The organism is Bacteroidota bacterium (assembly GCA_041658205.1).
Lineage (GTDB): Bacteria > Bacteroidota > Ignavibacteria > UBA10030 > UBA8401 > UBA8401.
The window spans coordinates 18,180-44,903 of record JBBAAO010000004.1 but is presented as its reverse complement, the minus strand read 5'-3'; the positions used below and the strand labels follow the sequence as shown (position 1 = coordinate 44,903).

Annotated in this window: 29 protein-coding genes; 22 read left to right on the top strand and 7 right to left on the bottom strand. The window is 38.0% G+C overall.

What is annotated here, in order from left to right; genetic code table 11:
• Positions 1 to 167: 167 nt before the first annotated feature.
• The 21 genes from WDA22_17275 to WDA22_17175 all read left to right on the top strand — a co-directional run bounded on the left by WDA22_17275 (position 168) and on the right by WDA22_17175 (position 20,002).
• Complete coding sequence (locus WDA22_17275; protein MFA5835234.1) at positions 168 to 602, top strand: hypothetical protein; 435 nt, start codon at positions 168 to 170, stop codon at positions 600 to 602.
• Positions 603 to 790: 188 nt separating this feature from the next.
• On the top strand, positions 791 to 1,327 hold the full coding sequence (locus WDA22_17270; protein MFA5835233.1) for a hypothetical protein: 537 nt from the start codon (positions 791 to 793) through the stop codon (positions 1,325 to 1,327).
• A 529-nt stretch (positions 1,328 to 1,856) separates the two neighbouring features.
• Positions 1,857 to 2,678 carry a T9SS type A sorting domain-containing protein gene (locus tag WDA22_17265; GenBank protein MFA5835232.1) on the top strand — a complete coding sequence of 274 codons (822 nt, stop codon included), beginning with the start codon at positions 1,857 to 1,859 and terminating at the stop codon, positions 2,676 to 2,678.
• Positions 2,679 to 2,945: 267 nt separating this feature from the next.
• Entirely contained in the window at positions 2,946 to 3,719 is a 774-nt protein-coding gene (locus WDA22_17260) for a hypothetical protein (protein MFA5835231.1), read from the top strand.
• A gap of 200 nt (positions 3,720 to 3,919) precedes the next feature.
• Positions 3,920 to 4,531 (top strand): hypothetical protein, encoded by a 612-nt coding sequence (locus WDA22_17255; GenBank protein MFA5835230.1) that lies wholly within the window; start codon positions 3,920 to 3,922, stop codon positions 4,529 to 4,531.
• A gap of 778 nt (positions 4,532 to 5,309) precedes the next feature.
• Entirely contained in the window at positions 5,310 to 5,597 is a 288-nt protein-coding gene (locus WDA22_17250; protein MFA5835229.1) for a hypothetical protein, read from the top strand.
• A gap of 174 nt (positions 5,598 to 5,771) precedes the next feature.
• Entirely contained in the window at positions 5,772 to 6,536 is a 765-nt protein-coding gene (locus WDA22_17245) for a hypothetical protein (GenBank protein ID MFA5835228.1), read from the top strand.
• 187 nt (positions 6,537 to 6,723) lie between these two features.
• Positions 6,724 to 6,990: a hypothetical protein gene (locus WDA22_17240; protein ID MFA5835227.1), complete on the top strand. Its 267-nt coding sequence runs from the start codon at positions 6,724 to 6,726 to the stop codon at positions 6,988 to 6,990.
• 893 nt (positions 6,991 to 7,883) lie between these two features.
• Positions 7,884 to 8,156, top strand: a complete 273-nt coding sequence (locus WDA22_17235; protein MFA5835226.1) for a DUF3303 family protein — start codon at positions 7,884 to 7,886, stop codon at positions 8,154 to 8,156.
• 196 nt (positions 8,157 to 8,352) lie between these two features.
• On the top strand, positions 8,353 to 8,592 hold the full coding sequence (locus WDA22_17230) for a DUF6429 family protein (protein MFA5835225.1): 240 nt from the start codon (positions 8,353 to 8,355) through the stop codon (positions 8,590 to 8,592).
• A 499-nt stretch (positions 8,593 to 9,091) separates the two neighbouring features.
• Complete coding sequence (locus WDA22_17225; protein MFA5835224.1) at positions 9,092 to 9,385, top strand: hypothetical protein; 294 nt, start codon at positions 9,092 to 9,094, stop codon at positions 9,383 to 9,385.
• 282 nt (positions 9,386 to 9,667) lie between these two features.
• On the top strand, positions 9,668 to 10,255 hold the full coding sequence (locus WDA22_17220) for a dihydrofolate reductase family protein (GenBank protein ID MFA5835223.1): 588 nt from the start codon (positions 9,668 to 9,670) through the stop codon (positions 10,253 to 10,255).
• Positions 10,256 to 11,210: 955 nt separating this feature from the next.
• Complete coding sequence (locus WDA22_17215; protein ID MFA5835222.1) at positions 11,211 to 11,900, top strand: hypothetical protein; 690 nt, start codon at positions 11,211 to 11,213, stop codon at positions 11,898 to 11,900.
• A gap of 592 nt (positions 11,901 to 12,492) precedes the next feature.
• Complete coding sequence (locus WDA22_17210) at positions 12,493 to 13,008, top strand: hypothetical protein (GenBank protein ID MFA5835221.1); 516 nt, start codon at positions 12,493 to 12,495, stop codon at positions 13,006 to 13,008.
• 222 nt (positions 13,009 to 13,230) lie between these two features.
• The gene (locus WDA22_17205) at positions 13,231 to 13,701 is read left to right on the top strand and encodes a hypothetical protein (protein MFA5835220.1); all 471 of its coding nucleotides are present in this window, start codon (positions 13,231 to 13,233) and stop codon (positions 13,699 to 13,701) included.
• Positions 13,702 to 13,939: 238 nt separating this feature from the next.
• Entirely contained in the window at positions 13,940 to 14,323 is a 384-nt protein-coding gene (locus tag WDA22_17200) for a DUF1232 domain-containing protein (protein MFA5835219.1), read from the top strand.
• Between the two features lie 394 nt (positions 14,324 to 14,717).
• Positions 14,718 to 14,927, top strand: coding sequence for a hypothetical protein (locus WDA22_17195; GenBank protein MFA5835218.1), 210 nt, complete (start codon positions 14,718 to 14,720; stop codon positions 14,925 to 14,927).
• 196 nt (positions 14,928 to 15,123) lie between these two features.
• On the top strand, positions 15,124 to 15,660 hold the full coding sequence (locus WDA22_17190; GenBank protein MFA5835217.1) for a hypothetical protein: 537 nt from the start codon (positions 15,124 to 15,126) through the stop codon (positions 15,658 to 15,660).
• A 201-nt stretch (positions 15,661 to 15,861) separates the two neighbouring features.
• Positions 15,862 to 16,266 (top strand): hypothetical protein, encoded by a 405-nt coding sequence (locus WDA22_17185; GenBank protein MFA5835216.1) that lies wholly within the window; start codon positions 15,862 to 15,864, stop codon positions 16,264 to 16,266.
• Between the two features lie 1,333 nt (positions 16,267 to 17,599).
• Positions 17,600 to 18,397: a hypothetical protein gene (locus WDA22_17180; GenBank protein ID MFA5835215.1), complete on the top strand. Its 798-nt coding sequence runs from the start codon at positions 17,600 to 17,602 to the stop codon at positions 18,395 to 18,397.
• A gap of 189 nt (positions 18,398 to 18,586) precedes the next feature.
• On the top strand, positions 18,587 to 20,002 hold the full coding sequence (locus tag WDA22_17175) for a hypothetical protein (protein MFA5835214.1): 1,416 nt from the start codon (positions 18,587 to 18,589) through the stop codon (positions 20,000 to 20,002).
• Between the two features lie 213 nt (positions 20,003 to 20,215).
• On the opposite strand, the gene WDA22_17170 is transcribed toward WDA22_17175, so the two are convergent.
• The 4 genes from WDA22_17170 to WDA22_17155 all read right to left on the bottom strand — a co-directional run bounded on the left by WDA22_17170 (position 20,216) and on the right by WDA22_17155 (position 21,647).
• On the bottom strand, positions 20,216 to 20,524 hold the full coding sequence (locus WDA22_17170; protein MFA5835213.1) for a type II toxin-antitoxin system RelE/ParE family toxin: 309 nt from the start codon (positions 20,522 to 20,524) through the stop codon (positions 20,216 to 20,218).
• Complete coding sequence (locus tag WDA22_17165; protein MFA5835212.1) at positions 20,517 to 20,783, bottom strand: type II toxin-antitoxin system Phd/YefM family antitoxin; 267 nt, start codon at positions 20,781 to 20,783, stop codon at positions 20,517 to 20,519. Before WDA22_17165 ends, WDA22_17170 begins: the two co-directional genes overlap by 8 nt.
• Before the next feature lie 260 nt (positions 20,784 to 21,043).
• Positions 21,044 to 21,370, bottom strand: coding sequence for a type II toxin-antitoxin system RelE/ParE family toxin (locus WDA22_17160; GenBank protein ID MFA5835211.1), 327 nt, complete (start codon positions 21,368 to 21,370; stop codon positions 21,044 to 21,046).
• Positions 21,357 to 21,647 carry a type II toxin-antitoxin system Phd/YefM family antitoxin gene (locus tag WDA22_17155; GenBank protein ID MFA5835210.1) on the bottom strand — a complete coding sequence of 97 codons (291 nt, stop codon included), beginning with the start codon at positions 21,645 to 21,647 and terminating at the stop codon, positions 21,357 to 21,359. Before WDA22_17155 ends, WDA22_17160 begins: the two co-directional genes overlap by 14 nt.
• A 271-nt stretch (positions 21,648 to 21,918) precedes the next feature.
• Between WDA22_17155 and WDA22_17150 the strand changes: the two genes are divergently transcribed.
• A complete protein-coding gene (locus tag WDA22_17150; protein MFA5835209.1) occupies positions 21,919 to 23,175 on the top strand; it encodes a T9SS type A sorting domain-containing protein in 1,257 nt (418 codons plus the stop codon).
• Positions 23,176 to 23,360: 185 nt separating this feature from the next.
• Here the strand turns inward: WDA22_17150 and WDA22_17145 are convergent, their stop codons facing one another.
• The 3 genes from WDA22_17145 to WDA22_17135 all read right to left on the bottom strand — a co-directional run bounded on the left by WDA22_17145 (position 23,361) and on the right by WDA22_17135 (position 26,714).
• Positions 23,361 to 23,570: a helix-turn-helix transcriptional regulator gene (locus WDA22_17145; GenBank protein MFA5835208.1), complete on the bottom strand. Its 210-nt coding sequence runs from the start codon at positions 23,568 to 23,570 to the stop codon at positions 23,361 to 23,363.
• Positions 23,571 to 23,778: 208 nt separating this feature from the next.
• Positions 23,779 to 25,245, bottom strand: coding sequence for an ABC transporter permease subunit (locus WDA22_17140; GenBank protein ID MFA5835207.1), 1,467 nt, complete (start codon positions 25,243 to 25,245; stop codon positions 23,779 to 23,781).
• A gap of 50 nt (positions 25,246 to 25,295) precedes the next feature.
• Entirely contained in the window at positions 25,296 to 26,714 is a 1,419-nt protein-coding gene (locus WDA22_17135; GenBank protein ID MFA5835206.1) for an ABC transporter permease subunit, read from the bottom strand.
• Positions 26,715 to 26,724 lie beyond the last annotated feature (10 nt).

Sequence of the window (26,724 nt, the reverse complement as noted above, 5' to 3'; positions counted from 1 at the left end):
AACCAGTCGCTCAAGTTGACGTGCAAACCGCCGTCGCTCTTTGCCGAAAGTGTTGAGTTCTAAAATGACAACTTACGATACGCGAGTTCATTTTTAATTAAAAATATAGCCGGCGCGCTGGAACGTTTGCACGCAACTTAGCTCCAGTCCGTTAGGTGCCACGAAATATGCATACAACAAAATCAATACTAGTGTTAATCGTACTAATCAACATTGTCCTTGTAGCTCAAAAACGGACAAAGCATAATTCGGAAGTTTATTCCGGCAAAGTGGCAATATTTTATGGTCCTAACCAAGCAGAGTTTGATAGTCTTGCCAAATATGAAGATTCAGGCATTGAAGAAGTTGTTAGCGATTTTCAATATTACGCTAATAATCTCAAGGATATCTTAAAATCAAAAAATATAAAAATGGTAATGTCTAGTGCGGAAATTATTGAAGTGAAGTATTCAAAGAGAAGTTTTAAGTTCGAACGTCTTAAATCTACTGAAATAGTTGGAGTAATATTGTGCGATGGTATTCTGAAGCCCAAAATATTGTTTGGCGTGAATACGGATGTTGATCTCGAACCAGAAATATCATCGTACTTCAAAATAAAATAACGTGGCACCTAACCAGTCACTCAAGCCGACGTGGTAACCGCGACGCGCCCTGAGTTTTGAGTGTTGAGTTGTCAAATGAGAACTTACGATAATAACAGTTATCAGCAATTTAAAAACACAATCCCGCGCTCTGGAACGTTACCACGCGGCTTAGTTCCAGTCCGTTAGGTTGCAGAAAACCTCAAACTATGAAATCATTTCTCTTACTGATTGTTGTAATAACAAATGTCTTTTGCCAAGACTCAGAAAAATTAGTGGTATATGGAAATATGGGAATTGGATTATCTCAAGGAGGTTTCCAAGACCACGACGGCGGAACGGTGGCACGGCTTGGTGTTTCATTAAGCATGTATTACCTTCATATTAAAATTGATAGAACTATCAATAATGAACCATCGATATTTGAACCCCCCGAAAAGATTACTTCATATTCTGGTTTAATTGGTGTTTCCACTCAACCCTTTCGTAATCTACCCGAATTATTTGTTGTTGGGAAATATGGTATAGGAAATGGCGAAAAGATAAAACGCGGTAAAATTATCTTTTACAGACCATTTGACGATGATTATGAGATTATATCAGAGAAGTATACAACAAATATATTGGAATTAGATTTAGAACTCAGGTTTCAATATTTCGGAATGTATTTGGGAGGATTCTTTGAGTTTAATAGAAGATTCGATATTTACGGAGTAACTGTGGGTGCAATATTCGGGAATTTTTAACTGCAACCTAACCAGTCGCTCAAACTGACGTTGCAACCGCCGACGCGCTCAGGTTTTGTAAGTTGAGTTTTCTAAACACAACTTACGTTACGAAACACCATTTTAAATTTAAAACTTTAATCCACGCGCTGGAACGTTGCAACGCAGCTTAGCTCCAGTCCGTTAGCCCGCTCTGCTGGCGGCAAAATAAAATGTTGCTCTAGTTTTGTAGTTCAATTTGAGATTTGTTGTAAAATCAAAAAAAACAAATAAACAGTTCATTAACATTCAAAAGTTGTTGTGCAATTCAACATGGCTTACGCCAGCCGCCAGCAGTGTGGCGTTTCAAAAAATAGTTTTAGCGGGCTAACCAGTCACTCAAACATGACGTGCAAACCGCGACGCGCTTTGAGTTTTAAGTGTTGAGTTCTCAAATTACAACTTATGACAGCGATAGTTATCAGCAATTTAAAAACACAATCCAGCGCGCTGGAACGTTTGCACGCAGTTTAGTTCCAGTCCGTTAGGCACGCAGAAAATACATTCGAAAATGATTAATAAAATAATAAAATTGAATTTATTCTTTATAGTCTTCCTTAATTCGCAGACTACAGGATATTTACCCCTTGATATAGGTAATGAATGGACATTTGGTACTCTCTATACCCATGGGAAAATAAAAGTTGTATCCGAAGAGCTTATTAACGGAAAAGTTTACAAACTTGTGTATTGTTCAATTGGACATCCTGATACAATGTTTTTAAGACAAGAAGATAGCAAGGTATATCATTACTCCAAGTATGATTCATTGGAAATATTGTATTACGATTTTACTGCGCCCAAAGATTATATGTTTTTTGATAAGGGAGGTTATTTTCGTAAATGTATCGAAAATAAATTAACCACATATCTTAACGTTGAAAGACGTTCGTGGGGATTTGTTTATGGAAGGAGTTGTGTTGATTGTTCTTTTTATCAATATTTAATCGATAGTATTGGGTGGTATAGATTAGAAGGTGCTTTCTATTATTTAGTACTAACAGAAGTTGTAATAAATGGGAAACGTATAATCACAAAGGTTGACAAAAACCATGATAATATTATTGATACATATTATTTAAGTTTGGTTGTTTATCCAAACCCATTTAATCCAAATACAACTATTCAATATTCAATTCCAACAAGTTCCAACGTCCGAATCGATTTGTACGATATTTTGGGTCAAAAGAAGATGAGTGTTTATGAGCGATTTTCTTCCAGTGGTTTGAATAATATAATATTGGAAGGGAATAATCTATCTTCAGGAATGTATTTTTTACGTTTGTTAACTGCAAGTGGTAGTATTACAAAAAAAGTGTATTTGCTAAAATGATCTGCTGCGTGCCTAACCAGTCGCTCAAGTTGACGTGGTAACCGCGAACGCGATTATTGTATTCAAAGTTGAAATATTTAAGCACAACATACGACAGAAACAGTTTTAAATTAATTAATCAAGGTCGCGTTCGCGTAAAAACGTTACCACGCAACTTAGCTCCAGTCCGTTAGGCACGCTTAAATGAATATGTCAAAATTAAAGAAAGTAATATTATTGTTCGGTATGATCTATTGTTGTGGGTCATCAGCGACTATAAAGGGTACTTTGAAACTTGAAGATGGCCAAAAATCATTTGAGCTTTTTTCAGTTTATCTTCTAAATGAAAATCTTGGAAGCTTAGTAGATGGAAATGGTAATTATGTCATTGATAATGTACCAATGGGCAAACACATTCTAAGAATTAATGGTCTTTTATACATAACTCAAACGGATACAGTGATAATTTATGATTTGAACCAAACAATCATTTGTAACGCAATGATAAAGGTTCCTTGGGTGGAATCCACCAACGATATTGAAAATTACCATAAGGCAATAGAAAAAGAAAATACAAAACAGCCAATTCTAACGTTAAAATTGGATTGTTATACATTTAGAGAAGGTTTTCTTACTCTTCACGCTTCGATGCAAAATAATTCAGACATTTCGTTCACGTTGCTTCGTGTTTTTGAATGTATTGAACCAATCGAGGCTATAGTCAAAGATAGCAAGGGAACAATAGTTCCTCGAATTATGATGAGAACTGATTGTGTAGGTGAAAAAATATTCCCTGATAGAGATGATGTAATTAGTGTACCAGAACGTCAGACTATTGATTATTCTCCAGTGAAACTTTGGATGTATGATTTCAGAGAATTGCCAGCAGGAAAATATACAATAATGTTAAAATACAGGTTTCAAAAACCAGATCGGTTATGTTGCTATGGTTTTGATGCAGAATACAAAACAAAATATCAAGAGGAATTAAACACGCTCACTACCTTGCTGCGAGGAGAATACGTTTCATCAAATTCAATTACATTTGAAAATAAGCATTAGTTAAAGCGTGCCTAACCAGTCGCTCAACCTGACGTGGTAACCGCGACGCGCTCTGAGTTTTAAGTGTTGTGTTCTCAAATGACAACTTACGATACGAAAGCAGATTTTAAATTTAAAAACACAATCCAACGCGCTGGCACGTTACCACGCAGGTTAGCTCCAGTCCGTTAGGCAGCAAGAATTACTGGAAGCAATATTTAATGAGAATATTAACTTTATTTTTTCTCTTGTCCTTTTCAGTATTTACTCAACCCAAGGTTGTAATATACTCCGGTATCAATTCGCCAACACAGCTTGGTTCTATTGATGAAACAACATATCTGTATCCAAATTGGAATGTTGGTATAAATGCTGGTTTTGGACTTGAATATATTTTAACAAACCAATTGTCAATCACACCAACAATCGAATTCAATTACTATTCTTTCAATCGTTATTCGCCTGAAGTAATGATTCCAGAAAATAGAGTAGAACATTCAACTGGCGAAGCATCTCAAATAACCAGATTATTTGTTGATTTTAAGCTGTTTGATCTTCCCGACGATAATTTTAGAGTATATTTCTCTTCTGGTGGTGGATATGTAATTGAAAGAATTGGTTTAGTTCGAGTTACGTGGTCCGATTTATCTTCTTCTGAGTTTAATTCAAGCATTCAATTCCCTAATAAGAATTATTTTGTGCATACGTTGGGAATTGGTTTTCAATTAAAAGTATTACCTCAAATTGATTTAGACATTGCTTGGAAGCATTACACTAATTACTCGGATCGTGTTCATTATTCATTAAATATTGGCGCTGTTTATCAATTATAAAACAACTTGCTGCCTAACCAGTCGCTCAACCTGACGTGGTAACCGCGACGCGCTCTGAGTTTTGAGTGTTGAGTTTTCAAATGACAACTTACGATACGAAAGTAGATTTTAAATTTAAAAACAGAATCCCGCGCGCTGGAACGTTACCACGCAGGTTAGCTCCAGTCCGTTAGCCCGCTCTGCTGGCGGCAAAATAAAATGTTGCTCAAGTTGTGTAGTTAAATTTGAGATTTGTTGTAAAATCAAAAAAAACAAATAAACAGTTTTTTAACATTCAAAAGTTGTTGTGTAATTCAACGTGGCTTACGCCAGCCGCCAGCAGTGTAGCGTTTCAAAAAATAGTTTTAGCGGGCTAACCAGTCACTCAAACATGACGTGCAAACCGCGACGCGCTTTGAGCTTTGAGCTTTGAGTGTTGAGTTCTCAAATGACAACTTACAATACGCGGTATCATTTTTAATTTAAAATCAATCCCGGCGCTCTGGAACGTTTGCACGCAGTTTAGTTCCAGTCCGTTAGGCGGTAGCGAAACAACATTAAAATGTGGAAAATAGTAGTTAAATACTCAATGCTTAATTCACTGGTATCGTTCAGTTTAATACTGATGCAATACTACGCACTCAAAAGACACTTTCATTGGCATTCATTTTCAAATGATGTATTAATGTTTTTCTTCTGCTTCTTATCTGTAATCGGTATTAATTATGAATTTAAAAAGTATTTGAAATTTGATATCACTAATAAAAAAAGATTGCTTACAAATATTTACTCTATAACAATGGCAGGTTTTGTTATTGGTGTTTTGTCTTTTGTTTATGTGACGTTCATTAATACAGAATACTCTACCGATATGGTTGCTTTAACGTTGAAGCGAAACCCTGAATACTTACTCGCAAACGGAGCCGATTCAGAAGGGATGTATCTTGGCGCAATTATCGGCTACTCTTGGTTCGGTGTGTTAATATCGTATCCAATCAAATATATTTTTAACAGTGTGATAATATCAGCATTTATTTATTTTGCCACATTAATCAAGCGCTACCGCCTAACCAGTCGCTCAAGTTGACGTGCAAACCGCCGTCGCTCTTTGGCGAAAGTGTTGAGTTCTCAAATGACAACTTACGATACGCAGGCTCATTTTTAATCTAAAAATACAACCAGCGCGCTAGAACGTTTGCACGCAACTTAGCTCCAGTCCGTTAGGCGGCACAAAATAAGTATCTACCAATTACAATTCAATATGAAGAAGATTATTTTTGTTGGAATATTATTTGCAATGATCATTTTTGGTTGCGATGAAAAATCTACGATAATTCAACAGGTGAATATCGCATCTCCTACGACGTCTATAACTACAGTAAATCTTCCTGGTTATTATTTGAACGTGGTTAATGGAGTTGATTATACTAAAGATACAATACACATAGTATCATTCAGTACTGATAGTATCATTATTAATGTTTCCTCAGTCAGTTATGCAAATGGTAGAGTAATTATTTCACTTTATGATTCAAAGAGTGTAATACTTCGAGAAGATACTATTTCCGGCACTAAATCTATTATAATTGATAGATCACTTTCTGGTTCGATAAAATCTATTCGATTTCGCTCTAATAATTTTACCGGCATTCTATCTGTATCGATAACATCTGTACACCAACAGCAACGCAAAGATTTAATATTTGGTATTTGGGATTGGATTGCGAGCTATGGTGGTGGATCCGTCATAACACCAAAGAGTGTAGGGTATACAGTAAAACATATTTATTATCGTGATAGTACGTTTGAAATTTATAAAAGGGATACTGTTTTTCAAAAGGGAGTATTCTCAATTCGAAGGGATAAACGTTGGCCATCGTATCCTGATAGTGGTCTTGTAATGTTTAGAATATTCTCAAATACTAATACTTGGAATAGTGCAGTAGAATTTAATGGCCAGGATACTTTAATGTTTGCGGGAGTAGGTGCGCTTGATGCAGATGGAGAATTATTTTCTAGAAAGTAATTGTGCCGCCTAACCAGTCGCTCAAGTTGACGTGGTAACCGCGAACGCGAATTTTGTATTCAACGTTGAAATTTCTAAACACAACATACGGTAGCGGTAGTTATCAGTAAATTAATCAAGGTCGCGTTCGCGTAAAAACGTTACCACGCAACTTAGCTCCAGTCCGTTAGCCCGCTGGCAAAGAACGATGAACGAAAAATATACATATGAAGATCAAACGGAGACTCTCAAGCGTAAACGAGAACTAGATATTCTAATCAATGTTATTGAACCAGACTCCCAATATCAACCGTACTTTGTTTCTGACAAAGCAACAGTATATGATGTATTTGGGTACAGCGAACAAGAATTACGAAATTCACTTGAAACTCATTTCAAAATGAAGTTAGATATTTCATTAGATTTACCAATATGGAAGTTAATTGATGTGTTAAAACAGGCAGGTTGTTTTTAATAGATTTAATGTCCAGCGGGCTAACCAGTCGCTCAAGCAGACGTTGCAACCGCCGCCGCGCAAAAGTTTTTGAGTGTTGAGATTTCTAAATACAGCTTACGATACGAAAGCACATTTTTATTTTAAACTTTTAATCCAACGCGCTGGAACGTTGCAACGCAGCTTAGCTCCAGTCCGTTAGCCCGCTCTGCTGGCGGCAAATTAAAATGTTGCTCAAGTTTTGTAATTCAATTTGAGATTTGTTGCAAAATCAAAAAAACAAATAAACAGTTCTTTAACATTCAAAAATTGTTGTTTAATTAAATGTGGCTTACGCCAGCCGCCAGCAGTGTAGCGTTTCAAAAAATTAGTTTTAGCGGGCTAACCAGTCACTCAAACATGACGTGCAAACCGCGACGCGCTTTAAGTTTTGAGTGTTGTGTCCTCAATCGACAACTTACGATACGAACTGTTATCAGCAATATAAAAACATTATCCAACGCGCTGGAACGTTTGCACGCAGTTTAGTTCCAGTCCGTTAGCCCGCTCTGCTGGCGGCAAAATAAAATGTTGCTCAAGTTGTGTAGTTCAATTTGAGATTTGTTGTAAAATCAATAAAAGCAAATAAACACTCTTTAACATTCAAAAGTTGTTGTTCAATTCAACGTGGCTTACGCCAGCCGCCAGCAGTGTAGCGTTTCAAAAAATAGTTTTAGCGGGCTAACCAGTCACTCAAACATGACGTGCAAACCGCGACGCGCTTTGAATATTAAGTGTTGAGTTCTCAAATGACAACTTATGACAGCGATAGTTGTCAGCAATTTAAAAACACAATCCAGCGCGCTGGAACGTTTGCACGCAGTTTAGTTCCAGTCCGTTAGGCGGCAAATAAAAATATTCTACGAAGGTGAACAATGTTATATATGGTTTACGAAAAATTCAAAACGGTTGGCGCAAAAGCTGTTTACCAACGATCGAAAGAACGAGGAAGGATGTTACCGGAGGGATTGAATTATGTATCAAGTTGGGTTGATTTAGAATTCACGAAATGTTTTCAATTGATCGAAACGGAAGATTATGCACTGTTTTCAAAATGGACCGACCAATGGAAGGATATAGTGGGATTCGAGATAATTCCGGTTAGAACTTCGGCAGAAGCAATGGCGGTAATTGCGCCAACCTTATAATTTGCCGCCTAACCAGTCACTCAAACATGACGTGCAAACCGCGGCGCGCTTTAAGTTTTGAGTGTTGTGTTCTCAAATAACAACTTATGGCAGCGATAGTTATCAGCAATTTTAAAACACAACCCACCGCGCTGGAACGTTTGCACGCAGTTTAGTTCCAGTCCGTTAGCCAGCCTTAAAAAGTTTGGAGGAAGCAATGAATATAGACGAATCAAAAGTAGATGAAATCGTTTTGGCATTGTTACACCTAACGAGTTTTAAGGACAGCGAAATAAAAAGATCGTGGAAATCGTACGATTGGAATGTTTTAGACAGGTTACACGCGAAAGGTTTTATCAGTGATCCAAAAACAAAGGCGAAATCGGTAATACTATCCGATGAGGGGGTGCAACAAGTTCAGTTGGTCATTAAAAAATATTTTAGTCAGGCTGGCTAACCAGTCGCTCAAGCTGACGTAGCGACCGCGGCCGCAAATTTGTTATTCAAAGTTGTAAAAATTCAACGCAACATACGTCAGCGGTAGTTTTAAATAAATTAATCAAAGTTGCGTCCGCGTAAAAACGTCGCTACGCAGCTTAGCTCCAGTCCGTTAGCCCGCTCTGCTGGCGGCAAAATAAAATGTTGCTCAAGTTTTGCAGTTCAATTTGAGTTTTGTTGTAAAATAAAAAAACAAATAAACAGTTCTTTAACCTTCAAAAATTGTTGTTCAATTAAACGTGGCTTACGCCAACCGCCAGCAGTGTAGCGTTTAAAAAAATAGTTGCGCGGGCTAACCAGTCGCTCAAGTTGACGTGGTAACCGCGAACGCGATTTTTGTATTCAAAGTTGAAATATTTAAGCACAACATACGACAGAAACAGTTTTCAGCAAATTAATCAAGGTCGCGTTCGCGTAAAAACGTTACCACGCAACTTAGCTCCAGTCCGTTAGGCAACATGGAAAATGAATTGGACATAATTGATAAAGCCATTTTAACTCTTTATTACAAAAATACTTTTATAATAAAGGATCGACAATTCAATGTTGTTTTATTGATTAGAGAGAAGGATTGGCGACCTCTTTCGGCATCATGGTGGAAGAAGAAAGAAGCGTGTATAATCGGAGTAGATTATAACGGCAATTTTTATCTTAGAGTGTGCGATGGTACTGTTAGATTTTGGGATCATCAAAGCCAGAAGGATGAGATAATTGCCCAAAGTGTAAAAGAATTCATAACATATTTAACATAGGCTCCCATGTTGCCTAACCAGTCGCTCAACCTGACGTGGTAACCGCGACGCGCTTTGAGTTTTGAGTGCTGAGTTCTCAAATGACAACTTACGATACAAACAGTTATCAGCAAATTAAAAAACAATCGCGGCGCGCTGAAACGTTACCACGCAGGTTAGCTCCAGTCCGTTAGGCGCACCTGGATGGAATGATTTGTTGAAGCACGTTCGTGTGGGGCTTGCCAGTGCAGATGCCGGCGTCGCGCCAATTCAAATCGCACAATTGATTCTAGGAGAATTGATATGAGAAAGATTACTCTCGCAGTCCGTCAAACGATGGATGGTGTTATCCAAGATCCGAACACGCCATCTGACTACTTTAAGCAGGGCTGGTCCCCAGCGTTCTGGGATGACAAGGCTATGGCAGTTTATGACAGCATATTTGGAGCACCCTTCGACCTGCTTTTAGGCCGTAAAACTTACGATGTATTTGCCGGCTATTGGCCACATCACACAAAAGGTTTTGTCATCGCCGAAGGTATTGCAAAAGCAAACAAGTATGTGTTGACGCACAGAGAAGATACTTTTGCTTGGGATAACACATTCAGACTTCGCGGAATAGATGATATAAAGAAACTAAAGGCAAGTGAAGGTCGCGACCTACTCATCCAAGGCAGCGCTTCACTCTATCCACCACTTCTTGTCGAAGGATTGATTGACAAGATTTACATCTTGACCTTCCCGGTAGTAATCGGGAGTGGCCAACATCTATTTGGACCCGGTACGCCAATTAGCACTTTTAGACTCGTTAGAACCGAAGTTTCGACAACAGGGATTATTATTGCTAACTACGAACCGTCAGGGGAGACACCCATCCGACCCAAAGAGTGAAGCCGATTTCAAGCGACGAGAACAGATGAAGAGAGTAGGATAAAGATAAAGATGGTTTGGGACACACCACGCAAAAGCAGGTCAGTTCGTGAATGCACGAATTCGATGTGTGCGCCTAACCAGTCGCTCAACCTGACGTGGTAACCGCGGCCGCAATTTTTGTATTCAAAGTTGAAAATTCTAAACACAACATACAACATATTTAGTAATCGGCGAGTTAATCGGCATTGCGTCCGCGTAAAAACGTTACCACGCAGGTTAGCTCCAGTCCGTTAGGGCGCCTAAAAATATGATACGAATAGTAATTAGCATACTTTTTTTATTAACAATATCGGAAAGTCAATCCAAAAGATACTCAAATATAGGGTTTAAGATTCTGACTGATAAAAAAATATCTATTTTTTTAGAATCGAAAGGATATGGCAAAGCCAAATCTTTATTTGACATAAAATCAAATAAGGTAAAACCAATAAACAATTATCTATATCATCGGATCTCAAAAAATCTAATTTTAGTGTTTATTTCATATTATCCCGATGCTTATCAGGAGGGATATTTACTATCGTTGAATTTGGAAGGTAATATCGAGGTTATAGACAGAAATGGTCCATATTCAGAAACAGTGATAAAGAATATTAAATCTAAAAAAGAAATCGAACCAGGTTCGTATGAAATAACAATTGATAATTATAATGATCCCAATGATACAAGCGCTAACTTTACAGAAATATATTCTCTGTACCAAGGACGTTTTTATCGTAAGGCGCCCTAACCAGTCGCTCAAGTTGACGTGGTAACCGCGAACGCGATTTTTGTATTCCAAGTTGAAATATTTAAGCACAACATACGATTCAAACAGTTATCAGCAAATTAATCAAGGTCGCGTTCGCGTAAAAACGTTACCACGCAACTTAGCTCCAGTCCGTTAGCCTGCACAATCAGCTATTCCAATAATATGAAAAAAGTGATTTTTGTTTCAATACTTGTTGTAATGTTCTTGCAGAGTTGTAAAGAAAATGTTGTAGATATTCGAAGTGGTCCGGCAGCTGTACCACGGATGAATCTATCAATCGGTAATTCATGGACTTATAATTTTAGGATATATAATAAGAATGGAAATGTCACTGAATCGTATAATTATTATAGAAGGATATTGCGCGATACAATGATTGCAACTGACCAATTCTATATTATTAATGAGGATACTGCAAAAGCCTCAAATAGTATATCGAAGTTGGCAATTGAAAAAAATGACGGTTATTATGAAGTATACTCACATAGAGATTCTGGCTCTATTATTAGAGAGTCTCTATTGTTGACCTATAAATATCCTGCTTCAGTAAATTCGAAATATTTATTCCCATCAGTATTTAATCAAACAACCTATGATACGACTACCATTGAATCGATAAACAGCAATATTCTCGTAGTAGCTGGAGAATTTAACTGTTATAAATATGTTACCAATAAAAATATATATGGAATTGATAGCATGAATATCCCATCAGTACTCACAATTGGTTATGAGATTGCTTATGTTTCTGAGAAAGGTGTTGCAAAAATTGAAGCGTATGGTTTCTCTACATCAACACGAATACCATATTTATTAGCAGTGATGGAATTGAAAAGTTATAATTTAAAATAGATGTGCAGGCTAACCAGTCGCTCAACCTGACGTGGTAACCGCGGCCGCAATTTTTGTATTCAATGTTGAAATTTCTAAACACAACATACGGTAGCGATAGTTATCAGCAAATTAATCAAGCTTGCGTCCGCGTAAAAACGTTACCACGCAGGTTAGCTCCAGTCCGTTAGCCCGCAATTGTTGGCGGCAAAAGTAAAATATGGGGCGAGCGAGGTTTATAAATCGAGTTTTGTTTAAGCAACAAGAAATAGAAACAAATCGTTCTTTAACATTCAAAAGTTGTTGTTCAATTTAACATGGCTACACCAACCGCCAACAATTTCTGTAAATTAAATAGTTGTGTTCTTTAAAGATGTCGTACAAAGTCAAAACAGTCTGCGATTTAATTTCCATTGCGGGCTAACCAGTCGCTCAAGCCGACGTTGTAACCGCGCCCGCGCTTGAGTTGCGAGTGTTGAGTTCTCAAATGACAACTTACGATAGAAATAGTTATCAGCAAATTAATAATCAATCGCGGCGCGCTGGAACGTTACAACGCGGCTTAGCTCCAGTCCGTTAGGCAGCGCGAAATAAACACTCTACAGATATTGATATGCAAAAATATGTAGTCTACGAAGACACCAAGACAAAATTCATGGCTCTTTTGGATGAATCCGAAAACTACTGGTGGATTGGATTCGTGATAATTATACCTGGGTTGATATGGGGACTCATTCTTTCTGATTACCATGAAATCATGATTATTGTATCAATCATTTCCATGTTTGTCATGGTCATGGTTACTTGGTCCTTTAACGAAACTGCCCCAATCTCTATAACAATAGAGAATGATCAGATTGTTGTTGAGACAAAAGAAATATTTAAGGAGTATTCTTCTAATACAACTATTGATAAGGAATCGATAAGTAATGTAGTATTCTCTATATCTGCGATTAATTACTACACATTCACTGGCAAGATGAAGGTATTATTAACAGATGGAGATTCAATTACCATTTATTCCTGCGGGTTCAATTCAATCAAGAAAGTTCATAATGATGCCATGCAATTAATGGATGCTATTTATCGCATACTTAATCTATCAGTCGAAATCGAGGATCATACTTAATACGCGCTGCCTAACCAGTCGCTCAACCTGACGTGGTAACCGCGGCCGCAATTTTTGTATTCAATGTTGAAATATCTAAGCACAACATACGACAGAAATGGTTTTAAATTAATCAATCAAGCTTGCGTCCGCGTAAAAACGTTACCACGCAGGTTAGCTCCAGTCCGTTAGAACACACGAAATATTTAATTCGTAGTTGTTTGCATTGATCGTGAGGATAAGATGAAACTTATATCCATCTTCTTTATTTTTATTACAACGATGTTTTTCAATTCAAATAAACTTTTTTCACAATCACGTATATGGTTGAATCCCGGGATTAAATTAGGATATATATTCTCTGAAAATGGTGGTTTCACATATGGTTTCGAAGTTAGTCTTACAGGAGAAGGTAGTAAAAGTGCTTTATATGGCATTGTTTTGGATATCAATTACTGGAATGGTAGAAAGAAAATCCACTTGGGAGCTCAAGGTAGCTCTACTTCAACATCGGTTGGCTTATCTGTCGGCCCCACTTGGATTTTGGAGAATGGAGAAACAGATATTGGTTTGAGCGTAACTCCATTTATAGGATTTTACCTATTTCCATATTATGAGTACACCTCACGAAAAGAAAAATCAAGTATTAAAGAAATAGGTTTGTATTTAAAGTATCCACTCCAAATTAATGGGAAACCGTGGGAAATCCGGTAAGAAGATTTGTTAATCTAATATTCTACCGCGTGTGTTCTAACCAGTCGCTCAAGCCGACGTGGCGATCGCGGCCGCAAATTTGTTATTCAAAGTTGAAAAAGTTCAACACAACATACGTCATCGATAGTGATCGGAAAATTAATCAACGTTGCGTCCGCGGTACAACATCGCCACGCAGCTTAGCTCCAGTCCGTTAGGTGGCAGTAACAGGTATTTCATTTTATTTAAAGAAGTAGTTATGGCGAAACCAACAGGATTAACAAGGTATTATAAACAAGCGACTGATTATCTTTCAAATCCTAAAAAGATTAAAAGACTTTTGGCAGCCGTTGGTAGTTACACACAAAAATATCCGATTGAAGTGAAATCTTTTCTCAAAGATTTAAAATTGTTACTGGAAATACTGAAGGCGTGGTATTCGGGTAAATACACGACAATACCAACAAAGACTTTAATACTAATTATAGTCGCATTGGTGTATTTGATTACGCCAATAGATTTAATTCCAGATTTTTTACCTGGTGGTTTAATTGATGATGCCGCTGTAATAATGTGGGTATTAAAATCGATTGGTGAAGACATTAAAAAATATAAATTGTGGAAGAAACGTAAAAAGAAATAACACCGTCTGCCACCTAACCAGTCGCTCAAGCTGACGTGCAAATCACCGTCGCTCTTGAACTGATTGAGTTGAGAAATCTAAACACAACATTGTACACGCGACTTCGTTTTTAATTTAAAAATATAATCAACGCGCTGGAACATTTGCACGCAGCTTAGCTCCAGTCCGTTAGCCGGCTTAAAAATATATTGTACGAGTTAAAATGAAAATGTGGAGATATTTATTTTATAGACATTATAAGATCAGTCTTAGTTTTAATTCTATTGATCCAGAATTTGGATCTACACTTGGAATGGCTTTAATATTTTGGTTAAATTTATGGACGATTTTTGACCTAATATCTTTAATTATCAACCATCCTATCATAGTTGTTAACAAGACCATTGGAATATCGATGTTAATAGTCTCTGCTCTTATTCAGTATTATTTGTTCTTCTGGAAACAGAAGTATAGAGATATAGTGAAAGAGTTTAGCGGTATCGATAATGTAAAAAAGGAATCCTATTTGGATTATGTAATAACCATAAGCGTATTGGTTATTTCTGTTTCACTATGGGTATATTTTGATTCAACATTTACTGAACTGTTTCTAAATGCTAAATAATATAACTGTAAGCCGGCTAACCAGTCGCTCAACCTGACGTGGTAACCGCGACGCGCTTTGAGTTTTAAGTGTTGAGTTCTCAAATGACAACTTACGATACGCGACATCATTTTAAATTTAAAAACAGAATCCCTCGCGCTGGAACGTTACCACGCAGGTTAGCTCCCGTCCGTTAGGTTGCAGTAAACATCACACTATGAAGATAATTTGTTTGTTGATATTGTTCACAATTAATGCTTTCTGTCAAGACTTAGAAAAGTTTATTGCATACGGAAATATGGGATTTGGGTTGTCTCGTGGAGGTTATCAAGAATCTCAAGGAGGAACTGTAGCACGACTTGGCGTTTCAGTAAGTTATTATCATCTTCTTTTTAAAGTTGATAGAACAAGAAATAATGAATTTGCATTAATAGAACCTCCTGAAAAAATTACTTCATATTCATATTTAGTTGGAATATCAATTCAACCATTTCGAAATCTTCCTGAATTATTGATAAACGGAAAATATGGTATAGGCAAAGGTGAATTGATTAAACGAGGAAAAATTATTGTTTATAAGTTGTTAGATAATGAATATGATTTCATTTCTGAGAAGTATTCTACCAATATTGTAGAATTAGATTTAGAACTTAGGTTTCAATATTTCGGAATGTACTTGGGAGGTTTTTCTGAATTCAATCAAGGATTCAATGTTTACGGAATAACACTTGGTGCATTATTCGGTAACTTTTAAACTGCAACCTAACCAGTCGCTCAAGTTGACGTGGTAACCGCGAACGCGATTTTTGTATTCAAAGTTGTAATATTTAAGTACAACATACGACAGAAGCAGTTTTAAATTAATTAATCAAGGTCGCGTTCGCGTAAAAACGTTACCACGCAACTTAGCTCCAGTCCGTTAGCCAGCGTTGAATAGCATTCTACAATATTAAGTATGAAGACAAAAACTGATGTGCTTGAAGAAGTCGAAAAAGCATTTGCCTATTTAGTATCGTTGAAGTACTCAAAAGAATCGTATGATGCCGGCCCTGAGTATGGAGTAATATTCAGATCCAAGAAGCGAAATAGAGTTATCCATATTATACTTAAGGCATATACTGGCGGAATAATGGAGTGTAATATCACAAGATTATATCCAAAGTATTTTCCATTTATTTACAAGTCGTTTAATGAGAAAGTATTCATATCGATCAATGATATGTTCAAAACTGACGATGAATTTTCAAAGCTCAATTTATCTTTCAATGTTGATAATAAAAGAGAAGTTATAAACAATTATGCGAGATATGTTGAAACAAAATTGGCCGGCATCATATCAGGTGAATCTTGGATTAATTAATGTAACGCTGGCTAACCAGTCACTCAAGCCGACGTTGCGAACGCGGCGGCGATTTTCTTATCAAGTGTCAACTGATCTACACACAACTTACGATACGAAACTGCATTTTAAATTTAATCGGGCACCGAGGCCGCAAAAGCATTCGCAACGCGGCTTAGTTCCAGTCCGTTAGCCCGCATTGTTGGCGGCAAAAATGTAAATCAAAGTCGAGTTTTGTAAAAGTTTGCGAGCTCAGTTGATGCCAAAAAGTTAAAACAAAAAATTAGTTTCTATTATTCAAGTTTTGTGGTTTTCAATAATTGTATTTTACATCAGCCGCCAACAATATAGCGTTTCAAAAAATAGTTTCAGCGGGCTAACCAGTCACTCAAACATGACGTGCAAACCGCGACGCGCTCTGAGTTTTGAGTGTTGAGTTCTCAAATGGCAATTTACGACAGCGATAGTTATCAGCAATTTAAAAACACAGTCCACCGCGCTGGAACGTTTGCACGCAGTTTAGTTTCAGTCCGTTAGGTGGCTGCGCCAACGGCGAAAAAAGTGTAAATGGCAGTCAATGTTTGTGCATCAAGTGAAGATTTTACGGAGTTAAACAAGTTTATCAAGAGAAATTGTATTGAGGTTCGAGTGTAATCGAATCTAAAATTGGCTTCGCACGCCGTTGGCTCTAAAACTGAAGTGTATGTAGTTTGCGAACGCACAAGTTAAAAAACAGTTTTCAAAACTCGGCAAACTACAAATATAATAGCAGCCACCTAACAAGTCGCTCAAGCTGACGTGCAAATCGCCGTCGCTCTTAGTCGGATTGTGTTGTAAGATTTAAACACAACATAGTACACGCGACTTCATTTTTAATTTAAAAATACAACCAACGCGCTGGAACATTTGCACGCAGCTTAGCTCCAGTCCGTTAGGTGGCTGCGCCAACGGCGAAAAAAGTGTAAATGGCAGTCAGCGTTTGTGCGCCAATTGAAGATTTTACGGAGTTAAACAAGTTTATCAAGAGAAATTGTATTGAGGTTCGAGTTTTTACGAATCTAAAATTGGCTTCGCACGCCGTTGGCTCTAAAACTGAAGTGTATGTAGTTTGCGAACGCACAAGTTAAAAAACAGTTTTTTAAAACTCGGCAAACTACAAATATAATAGCAGCCACCTAACAAGTCACTCAAGCTGACGTTGCAATCGCGGCTTGGGTTTTAATCATAAGTTGAAAAACGAAAACACTACATACGACAGCGGAAGAGAAAACGAAATTACAAATAGTGTTTTCGAGGCCGCGATAAAACGTTGCAACGCAGCTTAGTTCCAGTCCGTTAGGCAGCAATAAACAATATGATACTAAAATTATTAGGTTCGATTATACTTTTCATTATTGCAATTGTTGAAAAGTATTGGAGTAAGGAAATATCGAAAAATAAGTACATCAAAAGAGGATTCCTTGTTCTTTTGATTTTGAGTTTATTGTTCAGTGCTTTTACAATTATACTGGATGATATTGAAACAAATATTAGCCTAAAAAAACAAGAGGATGTTCAAGCAGAATTAATTAGAAAGAATGATAGTCTAAAAATTCAACTAGATAGTTTGTTAAAAGTAATAAATAACAGTGAAAAGAATTCGGGGGATCGTAGTTTAATACTTCAATCTAAAATTAGTGAAGTTAAAGACAAATTAGAACCATTCATAAAATTAGCAGTAAAAAAGTATCCTAATTTGAAAATAGACGAAGCATTAGAAAAATTACAAAATGAAATAATTGAAACAAAAAAACTTGCTCAACCTAATGCCATACGATTTCACAAAAAAGAAGTGACGCAAAATACTGATGGCTATACTCTTAAATTATTTTTCATTACTACTAAAAATGAGCCATTGGGGACAATTGCCATAGGTGTTTCAATTTTAGGATTAAATTTAAGTGTAATACAAGACATTTGGCCTCACCTTGATGGCGGCGCCTTTTCAACAGGTCCTGATTCAAAATTAATTACTAGTAATGGGAAACAAGCACGAATTATTTATTCATTAATAGGTATGGGAAGACCCGTCATAGAAATAAAAGTATCAGCAAAGTGCAAATTTAGAGTTGAAGGTAATAATGATTTACCAACTTTCGACATTGAAATGTGATCTTGCTGCCTAACCAGTCGCTCAACCTGACGTGGTAACCGCGGCCGCAATTTTCGTATTCGAAGTTGAAATATCTAAACATAACATACGACACATTTAGTAATCGGCAAGTTAATCGACATTGCGTCCGCGTAAAAACGTTACCACGCAGGTTAGCTCCAGTCCGTTAGGCAACAAAAACGAGGTCATATGAAATTAAATATAATACTCATTAGCATAATTCCACTTTCACTTTTTATTATTTCTTGTGAATCTCCTGTTCCCTCCAAACATAATATAGTAAACGAACCGCCGGTCATTACAATTACAGGAATTGATTCAAGTATGTTATTTGGGGATACTTTAAAACTTACCCTTCATGTTTCGGATGCGACATTAAAAAACGGATCGGTGGATTTCGGCGATAGTAATATTGTTGTATTTAGTATTAAGGAGTCGGTTATCGATACAACACTTTTTCATTACTACAAATCTCAAAGTTTCTACGGTATTTCAGCATCATTTAACGATGGGGAGAATACATCCACAAAGAATATCAGGGTTATGGTTTTAAACTTCTTCACACCGACCTTAACACTAGTACCAAATAAATCAACTCTTAATTTATTTGAGGACACGCTAAGGATTACTCTCCATGCTGATGATTTTTCATTATCAAATGGGTTCCTCGACTTCAAAGATGGGACGATAATGACATTTCCTCATTTGAGTCATGTTCTGGATACAACTGTTGAACACATTTATTCGCATTCTGGAGCATATTCCGTTGCAGCATCATTTGGTGATGGTGAAAAAGTTACAACAAAGAATCTTGATGTCACAGTATCAGACCCTCCGCCAATCGTAACCATAACTACCGATACAACATCTCTCAGCTATGGCGACACGCTAAAAATTAAACTTCATGCATACGATCGCACATTGTTCAGTGGATCTGTCGATTTTACAGATGGAACAATCTTGATATTTTCAAATTTGAATCGAGTATTAGACACCACTATTTACCATGTGTACTCACATCTTGGAATGTATCACGTATCGTCAATTTTTAGTGATGGAATAAGATCTACAACCACATCTGCACTAATAACAATTAATCCCAGAACTCAGAAGCGATATTATGAACTGTTATTGCCCATTGGTACATCCTGGCAATTTTCATATTCTAAATTAGGCCGCAATGATTTATCCCTAGAATATTCGAAACAATGGGGGATTCACGAATGGAAAATATTAAAGTCTTCGATTGTCAATCAAGATACGGTCCTTACTGTTCGACAGATTATGAATGATTCTGTTCGTACTTCGGAATTTATAGGGATAGGGTATTCTCATAAGTATTATGCAGTAAACGAAACTTCACAATTTACAATAATTACTTCAAGTAATGTAATTCATTTCAATGCTCCAGTAGTAGGAGGTTCTATTAGTGTTCCGAATCGAACCTACGTCATCTCATACCCAATCAAAATCGAGAAGTATTCTGATTATATGATATTTGAAGATGAACATGGGCCAACAGAATATCATTATTCATGGGGTTATGCTCCTGCCAAATCTTCTATTCAAGAAAATCTTAAATTAATTTTGTTTAAAAAACCATAGGTACCAAAAGATATTTTCAAAAATATGTTGCCTAACCAGTCGCTCAACCTGACGTGGTAACCGCGAACGCGATTTTTGTATTCAAAGTTGAAATTTCTAAACACAACATACGATTGCGGTAGTTTTAAATAAATTAATCAAGTTCGCGTTCGCGTAAAAACGTTACCACGCAACTTAGCTCCAGTCCGTTAGGCAACACAGAATAGGCAGTCGTTAAAGAAGGGATTTATAATTACGAGCTCCGTGGAGTATGCGATAAACAATGATGGTTGTATCTTCGATTTTATAGAATACTAAATATTCAAGCACTATTAGATATCTGTATCCTAATCGAAGCAGCTCTTCATCATTTGGAATCCGCCCTAATTGTGGGTTGCGTTCGAGAAGTTGAAGATTAGATTCAATTTTATCGGCAATGGAAATGGCAGCCGAAACATTTTCCCCCAAGATATAGTCGATAATCTCATTAAAGTCTTGTTCTGCTGTGGATAAGAGTCGTGTGGTATATTTGATTTTAGCCACGAATCTTTTTCCGGATGTCTTTCATAATTTTATCAAGAGGGCGACCTTTGTCACCAGCAGTTCGTTGAGATTCGGCTACTGCAAGTTTTGAATATAGTTCGAGTTTTTTCTGTAATTGGCTATAATGTGCAATAGACATTACTACCATATCACCTTCGCCGTTTTTGGTGATGAAAATTGGCTCACTTGAGTTGTGGACGAAATTGGAGATCTCATTTGATTTATTTCTGAGATCTGATATTGGTCGAATGGTTGGCATTGCGATGCTCCTTTTTGTATCAATATAATATCATTTATATGATAAATCAATATACCTGTGTTGCCTAACCAGTCGCTCAAGTTGACGTGGTAACCGCGAACGCGATTTTTGTATTCAACGTTGAAATATTTAAGCACGACATACGATTCAAACAGTTATCAGCAAATTAATCAAGGTCGCGTTCGCGTAAAAACGTCCGCCAAAAAGACGGCGGACAAGTTACCACGCAACTTAGCTCCAGTCCGTTAGCCCGCACCGAATTAGCGCAGCAAACGTTCTTGGAGAATGGTCTGGATGTCTCGTCTTCCATCAATAACACAATGAATAGAGACTATGTTAGAGTCGATCGAATAGAATATCCGGTAGGGTTTGTAGTGCAATTCACGGAATTCGACTACTCCAATATCGAATAATTCGGAAGGGATATGGCCTCGAAATGGAAGAGTCTTCAATCTATTGCAGGTTTTACGTAGCGCAACGTAAATTTTGTCAGCTTTTTCAACTGAATCATTTATGGCGATATACGTGTAAATGGCGAAAATATCGTTTTCGGCTTCTACATCAATGACAACGTCATACTTTTTCATTTTTGAATGCCGCTATTCGTTTGTCGAGGTTGGTGAAGGAAGCATCAAGGGACTTTGATTGACCGCGTAAAATATTCTGCTTGCTTCGAGTAAGAATTTTTAACAAAGCTAGCGTCTCTTGCATGCGCTCATATGATCGAATGTCTTGCATTACAACCTTAGCTTCACCATTCTGGGTAACAACCAAGGTTTGCTGGCTGGTTGTAATATCTCGAATTAGCTCTGATGCGTGAGCTTTAAGATAACTGATGGGTTTTACGGCAGTACTTAGCTTCATAATATGACTCCTGAATTAGATGACTACAATATAGACCAAATAAAGGTCGTAGTCAACGGTGCAGGCTAACCAGTCACTCAAACTGACGTTGTGACCGCGTCCGCAATTTTGTTATTCAAAGTTGAAATTTCTAAACACAGCATACGTTAGCGGAAGATATGAATAAATTAAAAACACTTGCGTTCGCGCAAAAACGTTACCACGCAGGTTAGCTCCAGTCCGTTAGAGTGCATTTATGGGTATAAAAAATCATCATCATACAGGAGGCAGCATGAAAAACATTTTACAAGTATGTATTTTAATTTATTTTATAATTTGCAGTAACACGTTGTATTCTCAAACTGACATTTGGGAGCAAACAGGCGGACCTGTGAATGGGAACATTCAACGGCTCATTGTTACTTCCAACGATCATCTGTTCGCTGTGAATCGTGATTCCGGCATATTTCGTTCCACTAATAACGGTACCACGTGGACCGCAGTAAATTCCGGGATCACAAACCTTGATATTCGTGCTCTGGTTGTGAATGTCGACGGCAGCATCTATGCAGGAGGTGATGGTGTTTTTCGTTCGACAAATAACGGTTCACTGTGGATCTCCGTAAAGACTGGACTTCAATATTATGTGTACGATCTTGCAGTGAATTCAAGTGGTCATCTGTTCGCGGCATCAGGTGGATCAGTAGGTTCAGGCGGAGTGTATCAATCAACGAATAGCGGAGTGAATTGGACGAACATAGGATTGAAGGATACGAATGTTTGGAGAATAGCAGTCACTTCCAGTGGCCATCTCTTTGCGGGCGCATCGTTCGGCGGTCCTGCATGGGGAATTTTCCGTTCCACGAATAATGGTACCGATTGGGTTGCAGTCAATAATGGATTAGTGGCAAATTGTATTGTGAATACAATTGTTTCCCGGCCCAATGGTGATCTGTATACGATTGTTGACTGCAACGGAGAACTTTATCGTTCAACCAATAATGGTGATAACTGGGATCTCATAAAACATGAGGGTGTCTCTGCTGTTCTTCGATCCCTTGCGTTCAACTCCAACGGACATATTTTTGGCGGTTCAGGGGGCAACAGAGTAATACGTTCAACGGATAATGGTTCCAATTGGACAACGTTCGGAACAATGCAAAAAACGATCCCTTCAATGGCGGTTAATTCTGCCGGAATTCTGTTTGCCGGTACATATGCAGACGGAGTATTCCGAACTGTCCAGACAACACTTGGTGTAAAACAAATAGAACTCCAGTCGCAATTCGCACTTGAATTGAAACAAAACTATCCGAATCCCTTTAATCCAGCAACAACAATTGAATACAATTTGTCTAAAAGTTCTTTTGTGAAGCTTGTTATCTTTAATATGCTTGGACAAGAAGTACAAACTCTTGTGCATGGAGTGAAATTAAGTGGGGGTCATAAAGTTGAGTTTTACGCAAACAATTTACCAAGCGGAGTTTATCTCTGTCAAATTCAATCAAATGGATTTACTCGAGCAAAAACACTTCTATTACTAAAATAAAATGCGCCCTAACCAGTCGCTCAAGTTGACGTGGTAACCGCGAACGCGCATTGAGTTTTAATTGTTGAGTTCTCAAATGACAACTTATGATACAAATAGTTATCAGTAATTTAAAAACTGAATCCATCACGCTGGAATGTTACCACGCAGATTAGCTCCACTCCGTAAGGCAGCCTTGTAGAGAGTTATCGAGGAAGGATGCGAGAAAGAGAATTCTTTGGCGTCTTATGCATCAATAAAGATTTTACCAATAAATCAATTGTGACCGTGGGATCACCGGATTCCATTTTTGAAACACGAGATTGGCTTGATTTTATCATTTTAGCAAAGTCCTTCTGGGTAATATTTAGAGAGCGCCGTCGCTTTTGAAGATTCTTACCAAGCGAGAGTTTCAATTCAATATATGCAGCTTCTTATTGGTTGAGATTGAGAAATTCATCAACACTACCAAATTTCCAACCCGCTGCCTCAAGTTTCTTTTGTTTGTTCTTTTCCATAGATGATTCATTTTATTTACATGTCATCATACAAGCGTATTCGTCACTTGTAAATAGTATCAGGTACAGAACATCTTTAAGATATCATACACCTGATATTGAATCGTTACCTCACATCGTACTGTAAAAACCGCACAAAAGCTCCCGAAAACGCAACCAACGAAAAAATTCCAAGCAGTCCAAAATCAATAATGGCAGGTGTGATCCCGTCTTTGAATGTGTGGATTGGATGATCGAATCGCGGCATATCTGATGTATCCAATACACCTCTTTCGCGCCCGGTATCGATCTTGATACCGGCATCGCTGTTCATTTCAATTCGAATTCCTCCCATACCGCCGCTCTCTTTTTGCTTTTTGTCTTTATACGTTGTGAAGATCGTTCGATAATTCTGTAATGCATCTTCATATCGTGTTTTTAAAGCAATATCCGTTCCGGCAAGATTCATCGCGGCAAGTTGAAATGCCGATGTCGGTGAGAATCGGGAAAGGGTAAATGCAAAACGCTCCTGTTCCGCTTTTTTGTTCCGGAGGTCTTCGTTCACTTTCTTGGTGTATTCATCAATATCAATCTGCACCTGTTTGCGGTCACGGTCATCTTCTTCCATCCACTCCCACATTTTTTCTTCGCGAAAAGCTTCGCGCTCTTCTTTGGTCATACGTTGTGTTGGCTCGTTGCGTATTTTCCATTTGTCGCTCATTACTTTTTCGTACTGCATCCATCGATCTTTGGAGAACGTATCCCGTTGCGATTCAATCTCCGCAACGGTCGGCACATTGATGACTTGTCCCGCAACGGTTGCACCGGCCCGCGGAACAATAAAGACTAAGCAAACCCAAATGACAAGCGAAAATAAAAACGAAACGGATGAACGCTTGGTGGTTGTTGAAAGAAAGATCCCGAGTGCAATGAAGAATGTCAAATACAACAATGCTGCACCGAACAGTGAGATCAGCTTCAACCAATGATCCGATGTCATTGACACATTCCATACCAGCAATAATAAGAGCGAAAGCAGTATTGGAAGCAGGAGAGGAATCACCAAGCCAAGCCACGCTCCCATGAATTTTCCAATGATATACCGAGTCCGTGGAACAGCGTTGGAGAATGTCAACTGCAGCGTTCCTCGTTCTGCTTCGCCGTTGATTGCATCGTAGGTAAAAAGAATAGCGAGCAGTGAGAATACAACCGTAACGATAAATGCAAAATCCACGAATCGGAATAATGCATAGATTGGATCATCGGAATAGGTGCTGTTCGTTAGTTTGATACCGTTGAAACTGTTGACCCCGGACATTCTCCCAATGTCGTTATTAATCCCTGAAACAAAAATTTGCATCGGGTCAGGTTTTCGGAGCACTTTGTTGTTCAGACTCATCCACCCGCGCGCTTCACGCATTTCCTGTTGAACAAGCTGGGTTGTTGTTTCATATTGCCTTGTGGCGTTATTGAATTGATTGATTCCGACAACAACGCTGAGTAATAGCAACAGCGTAACAACCGCGAATGTCAGAAAAAATTTTGGACTGAAAAAAATATTCTTTAATTCGTGTGTGATTAATGTAGAAAGCATGTGAACTCCTTGTTGAAAAATGTATTCGCCATTGCAAGATCAATTCTTGATTATCGTACATCATATTTTTTAAACGATATGAACGCACCGACAAAGAAGAGTAAGTTGAATGCTGCCATCACTCCGACATACCCAATGTAATACCCAATCCCTGATGCGACAGAAAGTGGAGTGAAATTAAATTGCGGAACCTCCCCAATGTTGATCGGTTTTGGTTTTTCTGCATTATCATCTGTTACCATTCGGAAAACGAATGAAAATCCACCGGTATTCATTCCGGTCTTTTCTTTCATGAACTTTGCATACCCTTGCTGGTAATTCTTTGCTTGCGCCAGATACTGCTGTTCCAGCCGGACGGACGTCCCCGTTACTTCCGAAGCGGCAAGTGTAAAAAGTGCAGAGGGGGAAATTCCTGAAAAAAACATCGCCAACTGCTGCTGTTCTGCCTGACGGTTCATACGGTCTTCGTTTAACCGTGCGGTCAATTCATTAAATTTTTTCTCCCGTTCATCGGCAAGGTTTTGCATAAACTTATTAAAAGCATTCATTACCTCCTGCATATTTTCTGTTTTGGGCGGGACGAATCCATTCATTTTTGTTCTATCTTCGTTCCAAATTTGGGACATGAACCGGCTTTTTTGTGAGTTGATCTCATCAACACTTGGGACATTTACAAACAGATCCGATCCAACCACCGATAAGCGAGGAACGATCATTACCGTCAAGATCCATAATGACAGGAGGACGAGAAATGATGTTGATGATCGTTCTGTTTTTGCGGAGACAAATAATGCCAGAGCAAGAAACACGCCGATCGAGATTAGTCCCGCAAGAACAATTAGTGTTAATTTCAACCACTCTTCACCGGAGAGGGCAATATTAAAAGCCGGGAGAAAGAGGACGCCGATCAAAATGGGAACCAGCAGCGGAACGGCAAGTGCTAAATACGATCCGACAAATTTCGAAATGATATAATATCCCCGCGGTACCGCATTAGAAAAGGTCAACCGTAATGTCCCCCGCTCTTTTTCACCATTGATTAAATCGTATCCAAACAGAATGGCGAAAAGAGAAAGGACAATGGAAAAAATAAAGTCGAGATCAAGAAATCGGAACATGGCAAATATCGGATCGTCTCCGTATCGACTGTCTTCAGAGCGTAGTTCACCCCGCCCGCGCACTTCAATTGTTCGTCCGATATCATTGGAAATGCCGTTGATCAATGTCGCAAGAGGCTGCGGAGGGAGGAAGATCTTATATTCCTGCACCCTCATCCAATCGGTAATTCCTTCATACTGACGCAGATTCGCAGTTTTTGATGCTTCATATTGTGCCTGCGCTATCTGGAAGTTTTTAATGCCGATGTAGAACGACAGCAGTATCAATACAGAACAGATACTGAAGGTAATCGCAAATTTTGTCGAACCGATAAGATCGCGCAGTTCTTTTTCTACAATGAGTTTTATCATAGTGATCTCC